Below are 14146 nucleotides of genomic sequence, written 5' to 3' on the forward strand. Positions count from 1 at the left end.
CGCCCTGCACCTGCACACGACCCACTCGAAGACACCCCTCGTTGCAGGGCAAGATATGCACGAGTCAAACCAAGAACGAGACGCACAGCAGGCCCCACAACACACCCCCACACGGCGCCAACACACTAATCCATCGAAGACACCCCCCGTCGCGGGGCCCGACATGCGCCCTTCAAACCAAGAACGGGACGCACAACAGGCCCCACAAAACACCCATACCCCGGCACCGGCCCTCAAGGGAGCCTGGCCGGACCTTGCCCCGCGGCCCATTCCAAGCGCCAACGAATCAAGCCCGGCAACCGCTCCGCTAACCCAGGCAATCGCCCGCCAAGCCCGCCTCACTAACGAACACTTGGCGGTCTGACATGGAACGTGTCGCCTTCCTGATCGAGGACACCGGGGAACACCTTGGCTGCCTGCTCAACCCGGAAACGGTGGTGATGCAGCGCTCGGCCGGAGTGGAGCCCCGGAGAAGTGCGGGCGGCAAGCTTAGCGGCAGCGGACTGGCCGATGACCCTCTGCTTTTTACGGGAGGCGGCCACACCGAGCTGAGGCTGGACCTGCTCTTCGACGTCGACCTCGCGCCGGCGTCGCTCCATGTGCAGGATGTGCGGCAAATGACCAGGCCCATCTGGGCCCTCGCGGAGAACAGCGCGGAGGTTCAGCGCCAGCGGAGACCGCCGTCGGTCCGGTTTGTATGGGGCCGCGCGTGGAATGTGCCGGGGATCGTGACCGAGGTGGCGGAGCGCTTTGACCGCTTCGCCCCTGACGGTTCACCGCTCAGGTCCTGGATGCGGATGGTCTTCGTGCGCGTGGGCCAGTCTGCCGACGAGGAAGGCGGGGAGAATTACGAGCTCGCCCAGCGACTCCCTGCCGTGGATCTGACGGCCCCGCCCGTGGACACGCTGGCTGTCACGGGCGATGGCAGCACGGACAGGGACGCAGCAATGCCCGACGGCGGGGAGCTCCTTCCCGAGGTGCCGCCGGCTGAGTTGGGGCGACTTTCGGTTGAAGCATTCGGGACGCCCCTGCTCTGGAAGCTGCTCCTGGAGTACAACGACATTGACGACCCGGCTCACTTCAGCGGGCCGCTCGCCGTTCCGCCGGTTGGTGAAGCACCATGAGGCGTGAAGCATTATGAGGCAGGTCCAGGGCCTTCCCGAACTCATCGTCAGCCTGGGTAGACGACGACTGACAACCGCAGAAACAGCTGCCATCGTTTCGGTCCAGGTGCTGGGTTCTTTGGCGAGGCCAGCCCAGTGCCTCATCAGTTGGCGACCCGGCCCGGGGAGGACTGCTGCGGCCAGGGGTGGCGTGGATCCGGCCCCCGGTGATGCCCTGAGAGTTGAGCTCGGCGGCCATCGGACTCCGCTCTTCGTGGGTGAGGTGACCGTGGTGGAGTACAGCTACGAGGCCAACCTCGGACAAGAAATCCGCATCCGTGCCTACGATGCCCTCCATCGTCTGAGGAAGCGCCAATTCACCAGGCTGCACGAGGACGTGGATCTCGCAGGCCTCGCACGGAAACTTTGCGAGGGCACCGGACTGGACGTAGTGGGAGGCCGGGCAAAGCTGGGCCGGGTGTACCAGTGCGCCCGCACGGACCTGAGCCTCCTGGTTGAACAAAGTGCACGGGTGGGCGCCTACCCTGTGGTCCACGACGGCGCCCTGAGGCTCACAGGACTCGACGGCGAAGGCGAACCCTTGGAGCTCACCCTCGGGGAGTCGCTTCATTCGGCAGAGATCGAGGTCAGCCAGGAACCCGCGTACGCGTCCGCAATGATCAACGGCTGGCGTGCGGAGGACGCCACAGTCCACAAGGCCGAAACGAGCAGCAGCGACGCGAAGGCCCGCGTCACAGCTGACCCGACGTTGGCCAGTGTGGGCGCGGGCGGCGAACTCCGGCGGGACAACGAGGTACTGGAATCCACCCAGGAGGCGGACGGATTGGCGCAGTCCGAGCTGGACGTCAGGATGGCCGGCCAGGTCACGGCGGTGTTCGTGGCCGAGGGCAATCCGCGGCTTAGGGCGGGTGGGCGCGTCAGGATCAAGGGGGTGGCGCCATCCATCGAGGGAACGTACCTGATCGCGAGCGCCTCACACCGTTTGGACGGCACTGGCTACGAAACCACCCTGACCACCCGCCCGCCCAGCCCCGTCCCTGAACGACGACCGGACGTCTTTACGCTCGGGATCATCACTGACGTGGACGATCCCGAAGCCCGGGGGCGTGCCCGTGTTCAACTGCCGGCCTACCCGGATCTCCAGACCGCGTGGGCTCCTGTGCTTACTGCGGCCGCCGGTTCCGGGAAGGGAATGGTCACCCCGCCCGCTCCGGGCGACCACGTCCTGGTGCTTCTTCCGGCCACGGATCCGGCCCAGGCCATCATCCTCGGCGGCCTGTACGGCAGCGAACAAACGCCCGACAACAACGTCAGCACACCACGGGAGAGCCGTTATACGTTCCGCAGTGCGGACGGCCAACAAATAGTGCTCGACGGCGGTGCGCGCACCGTGAGTTTCACGGACGGACATGGCTCGTCGGTGGAGCTGGGGCCGGACAAGCTTCGAATCACCGCTGCCACGGACCTGGTCCTGGAAGCTCCGGGTAAAGCCATGAGAATTCGCGCGAAATCAGTCGACTTTGAGGAGGCCTAAGCCATGAGGATCCTGGTCAAGGAGGCCATCCTGCGCTGTGGGCACGACGGCAAAGTGGAGAACGTACCGTCGCAGGAGTGGGTCCGCATCAAAAAGTCACCCATCCTGGTGGCGACGGATCCCCAAGACCGGGATATCAGCATGTGCCCGCATATTGGCATCAACATCAAACCGTGCAATAAAACCCTGCCGGTCACCAAGGGCTACTCAACCTTCATCAGGATCGGGGGCAAAGCCATCTGCCTGGACACTGTGGAGGGCTTCACCGACGGCACACCTCCGGGCGCAGTTAAATACAACGTGCGCCGGCCCGGCCAAACGTTCGTGGGGTCGGGTTCATGAGAGAGGCACTGGCATGAGCGCCCCACGCTACACTTCGATTGCTTTCATCCATCCGGACTTCGACGCCGCGGCAGGGGTCCCGGGCCTGCGCATCACCCCGTCAGGCAGGCTGGCGACTGTGACGGATGCAGCCTCCATCCGCCAGGCCCTCCTTCTGCTGCTGAGCACCAGGCCCGGCGAGCGCGTTAACCGTCCGATGTACGGCTGCCACTTGTTCCGCTTGGCGTTTGCTCCGGCCGACGACACTACGGCAGGCCTGGCTATCCATTACGTAGCCCGGGCCGTGGAGCAGTGGGAGCGGCGCATCACGGTCCTTTCCCTGGATGCGTCACGCTCTCCGGAGGATCCCGAAGTCCTCGAGGTACGGCTGAAATACCGTGTCCGCACCACCCAGTTTGAGGACGAGATCGCCATCGCCCTGCCCGTGGAATCCGGCGGTGCAGCATGAGTCTTCCCGTGCCCAACCTGGATGACCGCAGCTTCGCGGACCTTGTGGCCGGTGCCCGGGAACGCATCCAGCAAATCGCCCCTGAATGGACGGACCTCTCCGTCCACGATCCCGGCATCACCATCGTCGAGGCCTTCGCCTACCTCACGGACACGCTCATGTACCGGCTCAACCGTGTGCCGGACAAGCTCTACGCCGTCTACTTGAATCTCCTCGGCACGTCCCTGTACCCGCCGAGCACTGCCGAAACGATGCTGGAATTCAGCCGTTCATCCGCCACAGGCACAAGCGCAGTCCAGGAAATCCGCATCCCCAGGGGTACACAGGTCAGCTGCCCGCCAGGGGTTCCGGGTTCACCCCAGCCAGTATTTACGACGACGGCGGCAGCCACTTTGGCGCCCGGCAAGACCAGCGTGCTGGTCCCCGCAGCCGACGTCACCATGTATGACGCGGTACCGATTGGTACCGGTACCGGCAGGCCGGGCCAGAGCTTCGTGATCCCGAACGCGCCGATCGTCTCGGGCGCTGGGCTGGCGGTCGCCGTCGAAGTTCCGGCGGGGACGCGGCTGAGCAGTGGCGAGGCTGTCCTGGTGGACGGAAAGCCGTTCCGGTACTGCAAGGAAGTGGAGGCGTTTGCTGACGCAAGGCCGGGTGAGATGCCGGTGCGGATTGATCGAAGTGCCGGCGTCGCGATGTTCGCTTGGTGGGACGAGGAGTCCAAGGGGCGGACGGAATCCGGGCAGGGGCCGTTGGTACCAGGGCCGGGCGCCGAGGTTCGCGCCTGGTACCGCAGCGGTGGCGGTTCGGGCGGCAACGTGGGCGCGGGTCAGCTCACGGTGTTGCGTTCCCCTGTTCCAGGTGCCAAGGTCACTAATCCTGAACCAGCCACCGGGGGCCGCGATGGCGAGTCCTTGGAGAACGCCCTGAGGCGCGCGCCCCAGGATTTTCAAGCCCGCGACCGCGCAGTCACTGTCCGGGACTACGAGGTCCTGGCACGTCGCCACGGCGGGGTGGGCCGGGCGAGGGCGTTCACGAGGAAGGATCTGTGGGCGTTTGCCAGGCCCGGCGAAGTAGAAATTGTGTTGGTGCCATTCGTTCCCGGCGGCAGGGCGGGGGCGGCCCAACCATTACGCGCAGCGGACCTTGCGTCACATGCACGCGACGAAGTGCGGATTGAAGTGGAACAATATCTCCGCAGGCGGTCCACGGTTGGCGCCGAGCCTGTAGTGCGCTGGGGCCTCTACAAACAGGTGCTGGTGGATGCGCGGATCGTTGTTCGTCCCGATGAGGACGCCGAGGCCGTGAAATCCAGGATCGTGGGCCGCCTGTCTGAGGGGATCAGTCCGCTGAGCCCGGATTCGTCCAGTTATGGATCCGGCTTTGGGAAGCCACTGCGTGTCTCCAATCTGTACCGTGCCATGGAGGAGGCCGAGCCTGGCGTTCAGTATGTGGACCGCGTCAGGCTGGAAGTGGACAAAGTTCCGGACAGTGATGCCGTGTCCTTGGTCCAGGCTGAAGGCCAGGACAAGACGTGGTTCGTGGCCCAAGGCGGCACCCTGTTCCGCACTACCAACGCCGCCGACGGCTGGGAAGCTTGTGCGGATTTTGGCGACGACGGCGACCAGGCGGAAGAAACCGTCCGCGCCATCGCCCCGTTCCGTTCCCCCGCACCTGGCCGGGTGGGTCCGGAGCGGCATCCGGGCATGGTGGCCGTCAGCACGGTGACCGGCACTGGTTCCCGTATCTACATCAGCGAGGACCTCGGCGAATCCTGGCGCAAAGCAGCCGAGCTGGGGTTCGTCGTCGCCGATTTGTGTTGGGTGGACCGTCAAGGCGAGCCGTTGCTGTTGCTTGCCGGCGAACGCGGACTGTACGAACTTTCCATGAGCCAAGGGGCAATCCCCGTGCAGAACGTGGTGGATACGTCCCAGCCGGATCGTGGCTTTTACGCGGTGGACGCCTTGGTGGACGTCCGCGGGCGGACAGGTGTTGTGGTGGCTGCGGAGGCCTCGGAAGGCGTCTGGCTCTCCCCCGACGCCGGTACCGCGGACAGCTTCAAGCAGGTCAAGGCCGCCGGCGAGGACATCCGCTGCATGACCATCCAGTACGACGGCGGTGCGAGCTATGTGTGGCTCGGCCGCGCAGTGCCGGAAGGGACCGGGACGGGATGCCTGCGGCTGAAGATCGATGAGCTGGGCCGTACCGATTTCGATGAGTCGTTCATGGATTCTTGGGAGCAGTTCAGCACTGGCTGGACCGGGGGAAGTTGCTGGGGTGTCCACGTGATGGGCGACGCTGCCTATGCCGCTACCCAGAGCGGCGGTGTGTTGCGCCTGCAACTGGGCCAGGCGTCGGCGCAGTGGAGCGTGCCGGACGTCAACTGCAATCTGCCGTTGAGGGACCGCACCCGCTTCGAGCCGGTCAAATCCGTGTCCGGGGCAATCCTTGACGGCAAACCCTTGGTCCTCGCCGCCGGTCCCAAAGGCGTGTACCGCAGCACTGACAACACCGTGAAATGGGAGAGCTGCACACGGCGCGTGGTGGACGACGTCGTGACGCTGCCCGACACCTGGCTGTTCTGCTCGGGTGACCACAGGATCGAGGTGGTCCATGGCAAGGGCTGAGCCCATGGGGCCATCCGGGTCCAAGCTGCTGAAGGTCCTGCCGGAAGTTTTCCAGGTGGCCGCCGATACCAGCTCTCCCCTGCAGGCCCTGCTTGCCGTGGCCGAGGACATGCATGAGCCCGTCCGGCAGGTCCTGGACCGCATCCATAACGTTCCCGATCCCGGCCGCGCGCCGTCGTCGTTGATTCCTTTTCTCTCGCGGTGGGTGGATCTGGACTGGCTGACGCTGCCCGGTCCGGAGGCCGGCGCTGGATCCGGGAGCATTCCGGTGGCCAGCGCAATTTCCATAGCGCGGCAACGGGACCTCATCGCAGCCGCGGCGCAGCTCTCTGCCCGCCGCGGCACTGTGGACGGGCTCACCCGCTTCCTGCACCTGGCCACGGGGGTGCCCGGATTCGACGTCGAATCCGTGCCCGGCGCCTTCCACATCAGGGTGCTGGTTCCTGCGGAAGCGGGTGGGCAGCTGGAGTTGGTCAGGCGGATCGTCAAAGGCATGAAGCCCGCACACGTGACGGATGAGGTTCAAGTGCGGGCGAACGGTGACGACGCATGAATAAGGAGAACCGCACGCCGATTCTTGTGGTGATTGCCTGCGGAGTGATTGCGCTGTTGGTGCTGGTGTTCGGCGTCAGCTGCGGTGGCGGAAACAACGATGCCGCACGGGAATGGCAGGGCGGATTCTTCGACGCAGCCGCGGGCGCGCAACTCACCTCAGCAGACCTGTCTGCTCAAGGCGGTTCGTGTTCGGCGTCGGATACCCAGCTGGTGGTAACGGGTGCGTGCGTGTTCGATGTGAAGGAATTCGGTGGAGGCCTGTTCTATTTCGGACCTCCCACCAAGCGGGCGAGACTCGCCCCGCAGCAGGCGGTCACCGTCTCGCTGTTGGTGCAGGGGACGCGCGCTGAGCAGAATTCAGGCCCAGGGAAAACCGTGGACCTGACCTTCGGGACCTCGGGCGGACAGCTGGGAATCGTCTGTCCCCTGGGGACTTGTGTGTTGCTGATCCAGAAAGCCGGAGGCTGAGATGAGCTGCTGTGCGCCGAAACTACAAACCGCGATCCCAGGAGTTGTTGTGCCATGACTGCCATCACCATGACGTTGAGCTCCCCGGATGTCGTCCTTAAAGATGGGAAGGGTTCGCTGACAGCGTCCGTCACCAACGGCTCCACCACTTCCGAGCGCGTGGTGCTCGGAGCCTTCCCCGGGCAGGTGAACAATCCGCCGTCGAAAACGTACACCAGCATCCCCAACCCATTGCGGACCATCGCCGCGGGGGCCACCGAACAATACGTGGTCAATTTCGACACCGCGGGGGCATCCGAGGGGAGCTACCCGGTGAAGCTGATCGCCTACTCCGCCGACGACGCACCCGAGGACTACGCGGACCAGGCGCATGTGGTCACACTGACTGTCCCGGCCGCCGAGAAACCGAAGCCGACGCCGGGATTCCCCTGGTTGTGGGTGATCATCGGGGGTGTGGTGCTGCTGGCCGTTATCGGCGTGATCCTGTACTTCATGTTCAAGGACGCCAACGTTCCGGACGTAAAAGCCAAGCCGCAAGCTGAGGCGGTCCAGATCCTCACTGACGCCGGCTTCAAAGCAGCCACGAGCGAGATCGAAAGCGCCTCGCCCGAAGGTACGGTAGTCAACCAGAGTCCCGCCGGCGGCGAGAAAGTGGGCCGCGGCAGCACGGTCAACCTGGAAATTGCGGTGCCCGTGAAGGCCACCGTGCCCAGTGTCCTGGGATCACGGATCGAAACAGCCCGCAACGCCTTCCAGGCAGCACAACTGCAATTGGACTTCACCCAGGGTTCCGCCTGCCAAAGCTCGCCTCCCCTCTCCCTGACGCGCTGCATAGTGGTGGGGGTCAATCCCGACGTCGGCACTAAAGTCAACGTCAACGCACTCGTTTTGGTGCGGACTGAATTGAGGTCCAGCATCATCCTTGATCCCGTAAACATTTGTCTCAGCAACCCCCAACTTTGCGAGGTGAGGCTGAACCCGTGACTATTTCGGGACGGGTTTGCCTTGCCGGGGAGCTGACATGAAAAGATCAACCATGCGTCCGATGCAGCACTCCAGCAAACTCCAGAATGTCCGCTACGAACTCCGTGGTCCCATCCTCCAGGCCGCCAAGGCCATGGAAGCCGAGGGACACCGCATCCTCAAGATGAACCTTGGGGACACGGCACCGTTCGGGTTGGAAGCGCCGGAGTCAGTGGTGGTGGACATGATCCACCACATCCGCGGGGCCCAGGGCTACAGCGATTCCAAGGGCATCTTCTCCGCCCGGACCGCGATCTCGCAGTACTACCAGACGCGCGGACTGATGACGATCGGCGTCGAGGATGTCTTCATCGGCAACGGCGTCAGCGAACTCATTTCCATGACCCTGCAGGCGTTCATGGAAAACGGTGACGAGATCCTCATCCCGGCACCCGACTACCCGCTCTGGACCGCGGCCGTGACGCTCACGGGCGGCAAAGCCGTGCACTACCTTTGCGATGAGGACGAGAACTGGTGGCCGGACATGGCCGACGTCGAATCAAAGATCACTCCGCGCACACGGGGCATCGTGATCATCAACCCGAACAATCCCACAGGGGCCGTGTACCCCAGGCACATCCTTGAGCAATTCGCGGCGCTCGCAAGGAAGCATGATCTCGTCCTCTTTTCCGATGAGATCTACGAGAAGATCCGCTACGTCGACGCCCCGCACATTCATACCGCCGCGGTAGCGGACGACATCCCGGTTCTGACGTTCAGCGGACTTTCCAAGGCTTACCGCATGCCCGGCTACCGTGCGGGTTGGGTTGCCGTGACGGGACCATTGACCGCAACGGCTGCCTATCGCGAATCCCTGGAACTGCTGGCTTCGCTGAGGTTGTGCTCCAACGTTCCCGCCCAGCACGCCATCCAAACCTGCCTGGGCGGATACCAAAGCATCGAGGCACTCATTCGTCCCGGCGGCCGCCTGCGTGAGCAACGGGACCTGGCGTGGAAGTTGTTGACCGCGATCCCGGGCGTTTCGTGCGTCCCCGCCGCGGGCGCAATGTACCTGTTCCCCCGGCTGGATCCTGAGATCTACCCCATTGAGAGCGACGAGAAGTTCGTCCTTCAACTCCTGCAGGAACAGAAAATCCTCGTCTCGCACGGAACGGCCTTCAATTGGCCAACCCCGGACCACTTCCGCTTCGTGATCCTGCCGACCGTGGAGGACATCGAGGAAGCCGTGCGCAGGATCGAGCATTTCCTGGCGGCGTACCGGAACCGCCCGGTGGACTAACCCAACTAGGTCGCATTTGTGCGCGTTTTGACGGCTCAAAACGCGCACAAATGCGACCCAGTTGGGGTGCCAGGCAGTTAGCGCGCCGGGTCCACCATCGTCATGCCTGCGGGGCTGGCCTTATCGAAGCCGGGCAATAGGAGCGCTGCTTCTTCCAGGCCGATAGTGCGTTCGATCAGCAGCTGCGGCCGGAGCGCACCCTGTGCAATGAGGGCCATCATTCCGGGATAGTCCACCGCGGCCATGCCGTGGCTGCCCAGGACATCCAGTTCCCAGCCGATCACGCGGGCCATCGGCACCTGCGGGTTGCCGTCAATGGAGGGCAACAGGCCGATCTGGACGTGCCGGCCCCGCCTGCGAAGGCTGAGGATTGCGTCTGCGCAGGTTTGTTCACTTCCGACGGCGTCTACCGCCACGTGGCTGCCTCCGTTGGAGAGGACGTTGACCGCGGCGGGGATATCCGCACCGTCAGCAAGCACGGTGTGGTCTGCACCCAAACGTGCAGCCACGGCCAAGGCCTCCGGGTTCCGATCCACGGCAATGACCTTGGCTCCCATGGCCTTGGCAATCATCACAGCGCTGAGGCCCACGCCTCCCGCGCCCACAACTGTCACCCATTCGCCGGCTTTCACCTGGGCACGGGCTGCCAGGGCACGATATGCCGTGGCGAAGCGGCAGCCGAGGCTTGCCGCCGTCGTAAATTCAACGCTTTCCGGTATGGCAACCAGGTTGCTGTCGGCAGCGTGCAGGGCCACGTATTCGGCGAACGATCCCCAGTGGGTGAAGCCGGGCTGCTCCTGGTCGGGGCACACCTGCGCGTCACCATCAAGGCACCATTCGCACTTACCGCACCCGCAAACGAAGGGGACGGTGACGCGGTCGCCGACCTTCCAGCGCTGGACGTCTTCCCCGACGGAGTCGATGACACCGGCGAGCTCGTGGCCTGGAACGTGGGGCACCGCTATGTCATCGTGGCCGGCCCAGGCGTGCCAGTCGCTGCGGCACATGCCGGTGGCTAAAACCTTCACCACTACACCTCGAGCGGGAGCCTCGGGTTTGGTGACCTCCCGAACGTCGGGTTGGGTCCGGACCTCATCAAAAACTACTGCGCGCATCGACCGACTCTAACAATTAGCCGCCCCTGTCACACTTCCGCCGCCCCTTACGACATCTCTGATGTAAGGCACCACCACGGAAGGGAAACAACATGACCCGCATCAATATCGGCCACAGCAACAAACTCGGCTACGCCGCTGTCATCGGGCTGGAGGGCTACGCCCGGAAGTCGGTTGATCCCGACTTGTACGAACTCATCAAGCTCCGTGCCTCCATCCTTAATGGCTGCGGTTTCTGCGTGGACATGCATTCCACTGACGGTCGGAAGCGCGGGATTCCTGCCCGCAAGTTGCATGCCGTGGCGGCGTGGCAGCATTCGAAGGTGTTCTTCGATGCCCGCGAGCAGGCGGTGCTGGCCTTGACCGACGCCGTCACGCAGCTCGGTCCGGATACCGTCACCGACGAGATCTGGAATGCGGCCGCCACCCATTTCGACGACAGCCAGATGGGCGGTTTGATCCTGGCCATCTCCACGATCAATGTGTGGAACAGGATTGCCGTGAGCACGCAAATGGAGCCGCCGGTAGATGAGAAGAACCCGATCGTCTGAGGGGTAGCGTGGAGGGCATGAGTCTTGCGGTGTCGGCCACGGACGCGTGGCAGAGCGAACGGAATCGTTTGTTGGGAATCGCCTACCGGATGTTGGGAGATTTCGGCCATGCGGAGGACGTCGTCTCCGAGGTTGCCATCGATGCCGTTCGGCAGGAACGCAAGGCCGATGGCCACCGCGTGGAATCCTGGCCCGCGTGGCTGACAACGGTGTGCGTGCGGCGCTCGGTTGACCGGGTCCGCCAACTCGCCGCTGCGCGCGAGGACTACACCGTGCCTTGGTTGCCGGAGCCGGTGGACACCTCCAGGCTTCCGGAAGAAGCCGTGGCCAACCGCGAGCTCCTGTCCTTGACCTTGCTTCACCTGGCTGAGCAGCTGGCGCCGGAGGCGAGGGCTGCCCTGGTGCTCCACCGCGCTTTTGGGATGTCCGCGCCGGAAATCGCGGACATCCTGGAAAAGACTCCCACTGCTGTACGCCAAATGATCTCCAGGGCGGAGCGCCGCTTGGACATCGACCCGGACGCTCCCGCTCCGAGGACCAAGGATCGCGCAGCCTTGGAGAAGCTTGTACGAGCCATCGAGCAGGGTGATATTGACACGGTAGTGGCGATGCTCGACCGGGATGCAGTGCTCTGGGCCGACGGCGGCGGCAAGGTCAGGAGCGCAATGAACCCGGTGTTCGGGGCGGAGCGGATCGGGCGGTTCTTCGCGGGCATCCTCGGCAAAGCGGTGGTTTTCGATCCCGTACAGCCCGTCACTGCCGAGCTCATCGCTGTGAACGGGGAACCAGCGCTGGTACTCCGGCACTCGGGCCGCGCCGACGTCTTGGTGCTCGACGGCGGCCCTGACGGCACCATCCGCGGGTTGCGGCAGATCTCGAATCCGGACAAGCTGACGCGGGTTTCGCTGTGAGTTGGCTCGAAGTAGCAGGATTCCCGCGAAGTCACCGTACTGGCGGCAAGGCTAGTCCCCCGCCGAACCGCTCACGCGCAGGGCGTTGATGATCGCCGGGATGGACGCGATCAGCATGATCAGTGCCCATACGAGCGCCACCACCACCGTGATGAGCGCCCAGAACTGATCTCCAATGGACACCAGCGGACCGGGCAGGAACCCGTGGATCAGCCCCAGGATCATCTGAAGCAGCACGGACACCACCAGCAGCATCACGAGTCCCGTGACCTTGAGGAACTTGGGCTGGCTGAGAATCAGCAACACTGCGAACACGATTTTCAGCACCAGCAATAGTCCCAGGATTGCCGCTGCCTGCCCGGTGGGAAAGCTCCCCCACAGCGCCAGGTAGGCAATGGTTCCAAACGGGGTAGCCACGAACAACCCGATCATCAGGAACAGCTTCGCCAAAGCCAACATTGCGGTGAGGAACGCCGCGATAACCCAAAGCAGCGTCACGATGAACGTCGTGAGCCCCTGGATCCGGCCATAGGTCCGAAGATCGATGATCAGGCTAAGCCCCAGCATCACCACTGTGAACAGCAGCAAGCCATCCAGGAATGCGAGGAATCCAATGCCCGCGCCCGGCGGTTCGGCATCGGCCCGCTGCGTCTTGAGGAAGACATCCAGTGGAACGCCCAGGTTGTTGGCGTCGCTTGCCGAGACGGGGTCGACGGCGGTCTGCCCCAGCAGGAGCGACATCCCCACCTCGGCCAGGACTACCAGGGCAAAGACAACAACGGCGGCAATGAAGAATGGGCGGCGCAGGGCATCAGGGTCAGGCCCGCTGCGGAACCCCTCACGAATTGACCACGCTGCGGCCATGGCTCAATTGTGGCACCGGGGGTTTCAAATACAAGCGCCCCACCAACAATGCCGCAACACCCAGCACGGCGGGCACCAGCAAGGCCCAGCCGCTGAACAGCAGGACAACCAGCATTACGACGGCGGCCACGATCACGCCGTACCAGGCTGCGGTTCCACGGGGCAACAGGAGCACGCCTGCAGCCAGCCCGAACGCGGTGACGGCCGTGAAGCACGCCGACGCGGCGCCGATCTGGAACTCCATGCTGAGGAGCCCCACAGCGGCCAGGGCAAAGGAAAACGACGTCATAACAGCCAGCGCGCCGAGGCTCACAGAGGGCACCTCGCCGGCAGCCACGCCACGCGCCAAAGGCCGCGGCAGCACGCCGTCGGACGCCAACCTGGCGCCCAGCTTGCTGGCCCCGGCGACGAAAGTATTCAGCGGTCCGAACGTCAACACGGCTGCGGCCACAGCCGTCACGGGAGCCGCCGCCGGTCCCAGTCCTTTCGCCAGCAGTTCGGCCACCGGCACGCTGCTGCCAGCGAGGCCTGGACCGAGGACGGCGACACAGGCTGCCACCAAACCGATGTAGACAACACCCACGACGACAAGCGTTAGCCAGGTGGCCCGCTTCAAGTCGCGCTCGGGGTTGCGGAATTCGCCGGCCAGATGCGTCACGGCTTCCCACCCGGCGAAGCAGAAGAACAGCAGGCTCGCTGCGCCACCCACGGCCCAGTAGCCGTTCGGGGCGAAGGGAACGAAGTTCTCTGCCTTGGCGTAGGGCGCGGCCACGGCGACGGCGAGCGCGAGCAACGCCACGAGCAAGACCATGAGGAAGAGTTGCAGTTTGCTGGAGACCCGGATCCCCACCGCGTTGCTCAGGAAACCTGCCGCCAGGATGAACCCGGCCGCGATCAGGGCCGTCTCCCGCCCGCCGCCCATGGCATGCGCGATGTATTCCCCGCCGATCACCGCGGTGGCGGGCGCCCCGAACGGGATGGCGAAGTAGAAGAGGTAGCCGGCCACAACTGAGGCCCGCTGCCCGAAAGCGCGGGTCACGAACGTGGCGATCCCTCCGGCGTCGGGCTGTTGCCTGGACATTTCCGCGAAGCTGAACGCCACCGGTGTACAGAACACCAGCAGCAACGCCCACGCCAATAACGACGCCGGTCCTGCAACCTGGGCGGCGATAGCTGGCAGAACCAGCACACCGGACCCCAGAATGGCACCTACATAGATCCCCGTCGCCCTGAACAAGCCAAGGCCTGGATTACCCGAATTACTGACAGCTCTACTCACCTCTCTACTGAACAGCGTTCGGGCAAGGTGCAACAAGCAGGAAAACTGCCTGCTCGAGGCAATATCCT

General features: G+C 64.3%; 14 protein-coding genes. 11 read left to right on the forward strand and 3 right to left on the reverse strand.

Annotated elements, in window-relative coordinates; genetic code table 11:
- The first annotated feature begins 365 nt into the window (after positions 1-365).
- Genes LDN82_RS19395 through LDN82_RS19435 form a run of 9 tightly spaced genes read left to right on the forward strand, consistent with a single transcriptional unit; the run spans position 366 to position 9358 of the window.
- Positions 366-1124, forward strand: a complete 759-nt coding sequence (locus tag LDN82_RS19395; RefSeq protein ID WP_224089204.1) for a hypothetical protein — start codon at positions 366-368, stop codon at positions 1122-1124.
- A 13-nt stretch (positions 1125-1137) separates the two neighbouring features.
- Entirely contained in the window at positions 1138-2658 is a 1521-nt protein-coding gene (locus LDN82_RS19400) for a phage baseplate assembly protein V (RefSeq protein WP_224165487.1), read from the forward strand.
- Positions 2659-2661: 3 nt separating this feature from the next.
- Complete coding sequence (locus LDN82_RS19405; protein WP_224165488.1) at positions 2662-3000, forward strand: hypothetical protein; 339 nt, start codon at positions 2662-2664, stop codon at positions 2998-3000.
- A 13-nt stretch (positions 3001-3013) separates the two neighbouring features.
- Positions 3014-3448, forward strand: a complete 435-nt coding sequence (locus tag LDN82_RS19410) for a GPW/gp25 family protein (RefSeq protein ID WP_224165489.1) — start codon at positions 3014-3016, stop codon at positions 3446-3448.
- On the forward strand, positions 3445-6072 hold the full coding sequence (locus LDN82_RS19415) for a baseplate J/gp47 family protein (RefSeq protein WP_224165490.1): 2628 nt from the start codon (positions 3445-3447) through the stop codon (positions 6070-6072). The genes LDN82_RS19410 and LDN82_RS19415 overlap by 4 nt, the downstream gene beginning before the upstream one ends.
- Positions 6059-6625 carry a phage tail protein gene (locus LDN82_RS19420; RefSeq protein ID WP_224165491.1) on the forward strand — a complete coding sequence of 189 codons (567 nt, stop codon included), beginning with the start codon at positions 6059-6061 and terminating at the stop codon, positions 6623-6625. The genes LDN82_RS19415 and LDN82_RS19420 overlap by 14 nt, the downstream gene beginning before the upstream one ends.
- The gene (locus LDN82_RS19425; protein ID WP_224165492.1) at positions 6622-7095 is read left to right on the forward strand and encodes a hypothetical protein; all 474 of its coding nucleotides are present in this window, start codon (positions 6622-6624) and stop codon (positions 7093-7095) included. The genes LDN82_RS19420 and LDN82_RS19425 overlap by 4 nt, the downstream gene beginning before the upstream one ends.
- Positions 7096-7149: 54 nt before the next feature.
- Positions 7150-8079: a PASTA domain-containing protein gene (locus LDN82_RS19430; RefSeq protein ID WP_224165493.1), complete on the forward strand. Its 930-nt coding sequence runs from the start codon at positions 7150-7152 to the stop codon at positions 8077-8079.
- A 52-nt stretch (positions 8080-8131) separates the two neighbouring features.
- A complete protein-coding gene (locus LDN82_RS19435) occupies positions 8132-9358 on the forward strand; it encodes a pyridoxal phosphate-dependent aminotransferase (RefSeq protein WP_224167579.1) in 1227 nt (408 codons plus the stop codon).
- Positions 9359-9435: 77 nt separating this feature from the next.
- Here the strand turns inward: LDN82_RS19435 and LDN82_RS19440 are convergent, their stop codons facing one another.
- Entirely contained in the window at positions 9436-10473 is a 1038-nt protein-coding gene (locus tag LDN82_RS19440) for a zinc-dependent alcohol dehydrogenase family protein (protein ID WP_224165494.1), read from the reverse strand.
- Between the two features lie 92 nt (positions 10474-10565).
- On the opposite strand from LDN82_RS19440, the gene LDN82_RS19445 reads away from it, so the two are divergent.
- Positions 10566-11024 carry a carboxymuconolactone decarboxylase family protein gene (locus LDN82_RS19445; protein WP_224089223.1) on the forward strand — a complete coding sequence of 153 codons (459 nt, stop codon included), beginning with the start codon at positions 10566-10568 and terminating at the stop codon, positions 11022-11024.
- A gap of 17 nt (positions 11025-11041) precedes the next feature.
- Positions 11042-11935 carry a sigma-70 family RNA polymerase sigma factor gene (locus LDN82_RS19450; RefSeq protein ID WP_224165495.1) on the forward strand — a complete coding sequence of 298 codons (894 nt, stop codon included), beginning with the start codon at positions 11042-11044 and terminating at the stop codon, positions 11933-11935.
- Positions 11936-11986: 51 nt separating this feature from the next.
- On the opposite strand, the gene LDN82_RS19455 is transcribed toward LDN82_RS19450, so the two are convergent.
- Positions 11987-12799, reverse strand: coding sequence for a hypothetical protein (locus tag LDN82_RS19455; protein WP_224165496.1), 813 nt, complete (start codon positions 12797-12799; stop codon positions 11987-11989).
- The gene (locus LDN82_RS19460; RefSeq protein WP_224165497.1) at positions 12774-14078 is read right to left on the reverse strand and encodes an amino acid permease; all 1305 of its coding nucleotides are present in this window, start codon (positions 14076-14078) and stop codon (positions 12774-12776) included. Before LDN82_RS19460 ends, LDN82_RS19455 begins: the two co-directional genes overlap by 26 nt.
- Positions 14079-14146: the final 68 nt, after the last annotated feature.

The organism is Arthrobacter sp. StoSoilA2, assembly GCF_019977195.1.
Taxonomy (GTDB): domain Bacteria; phylum Actinomycetota; class Actinomycetes; order Actinomycetales; family Micrococcaceae; genus Arthrobacter.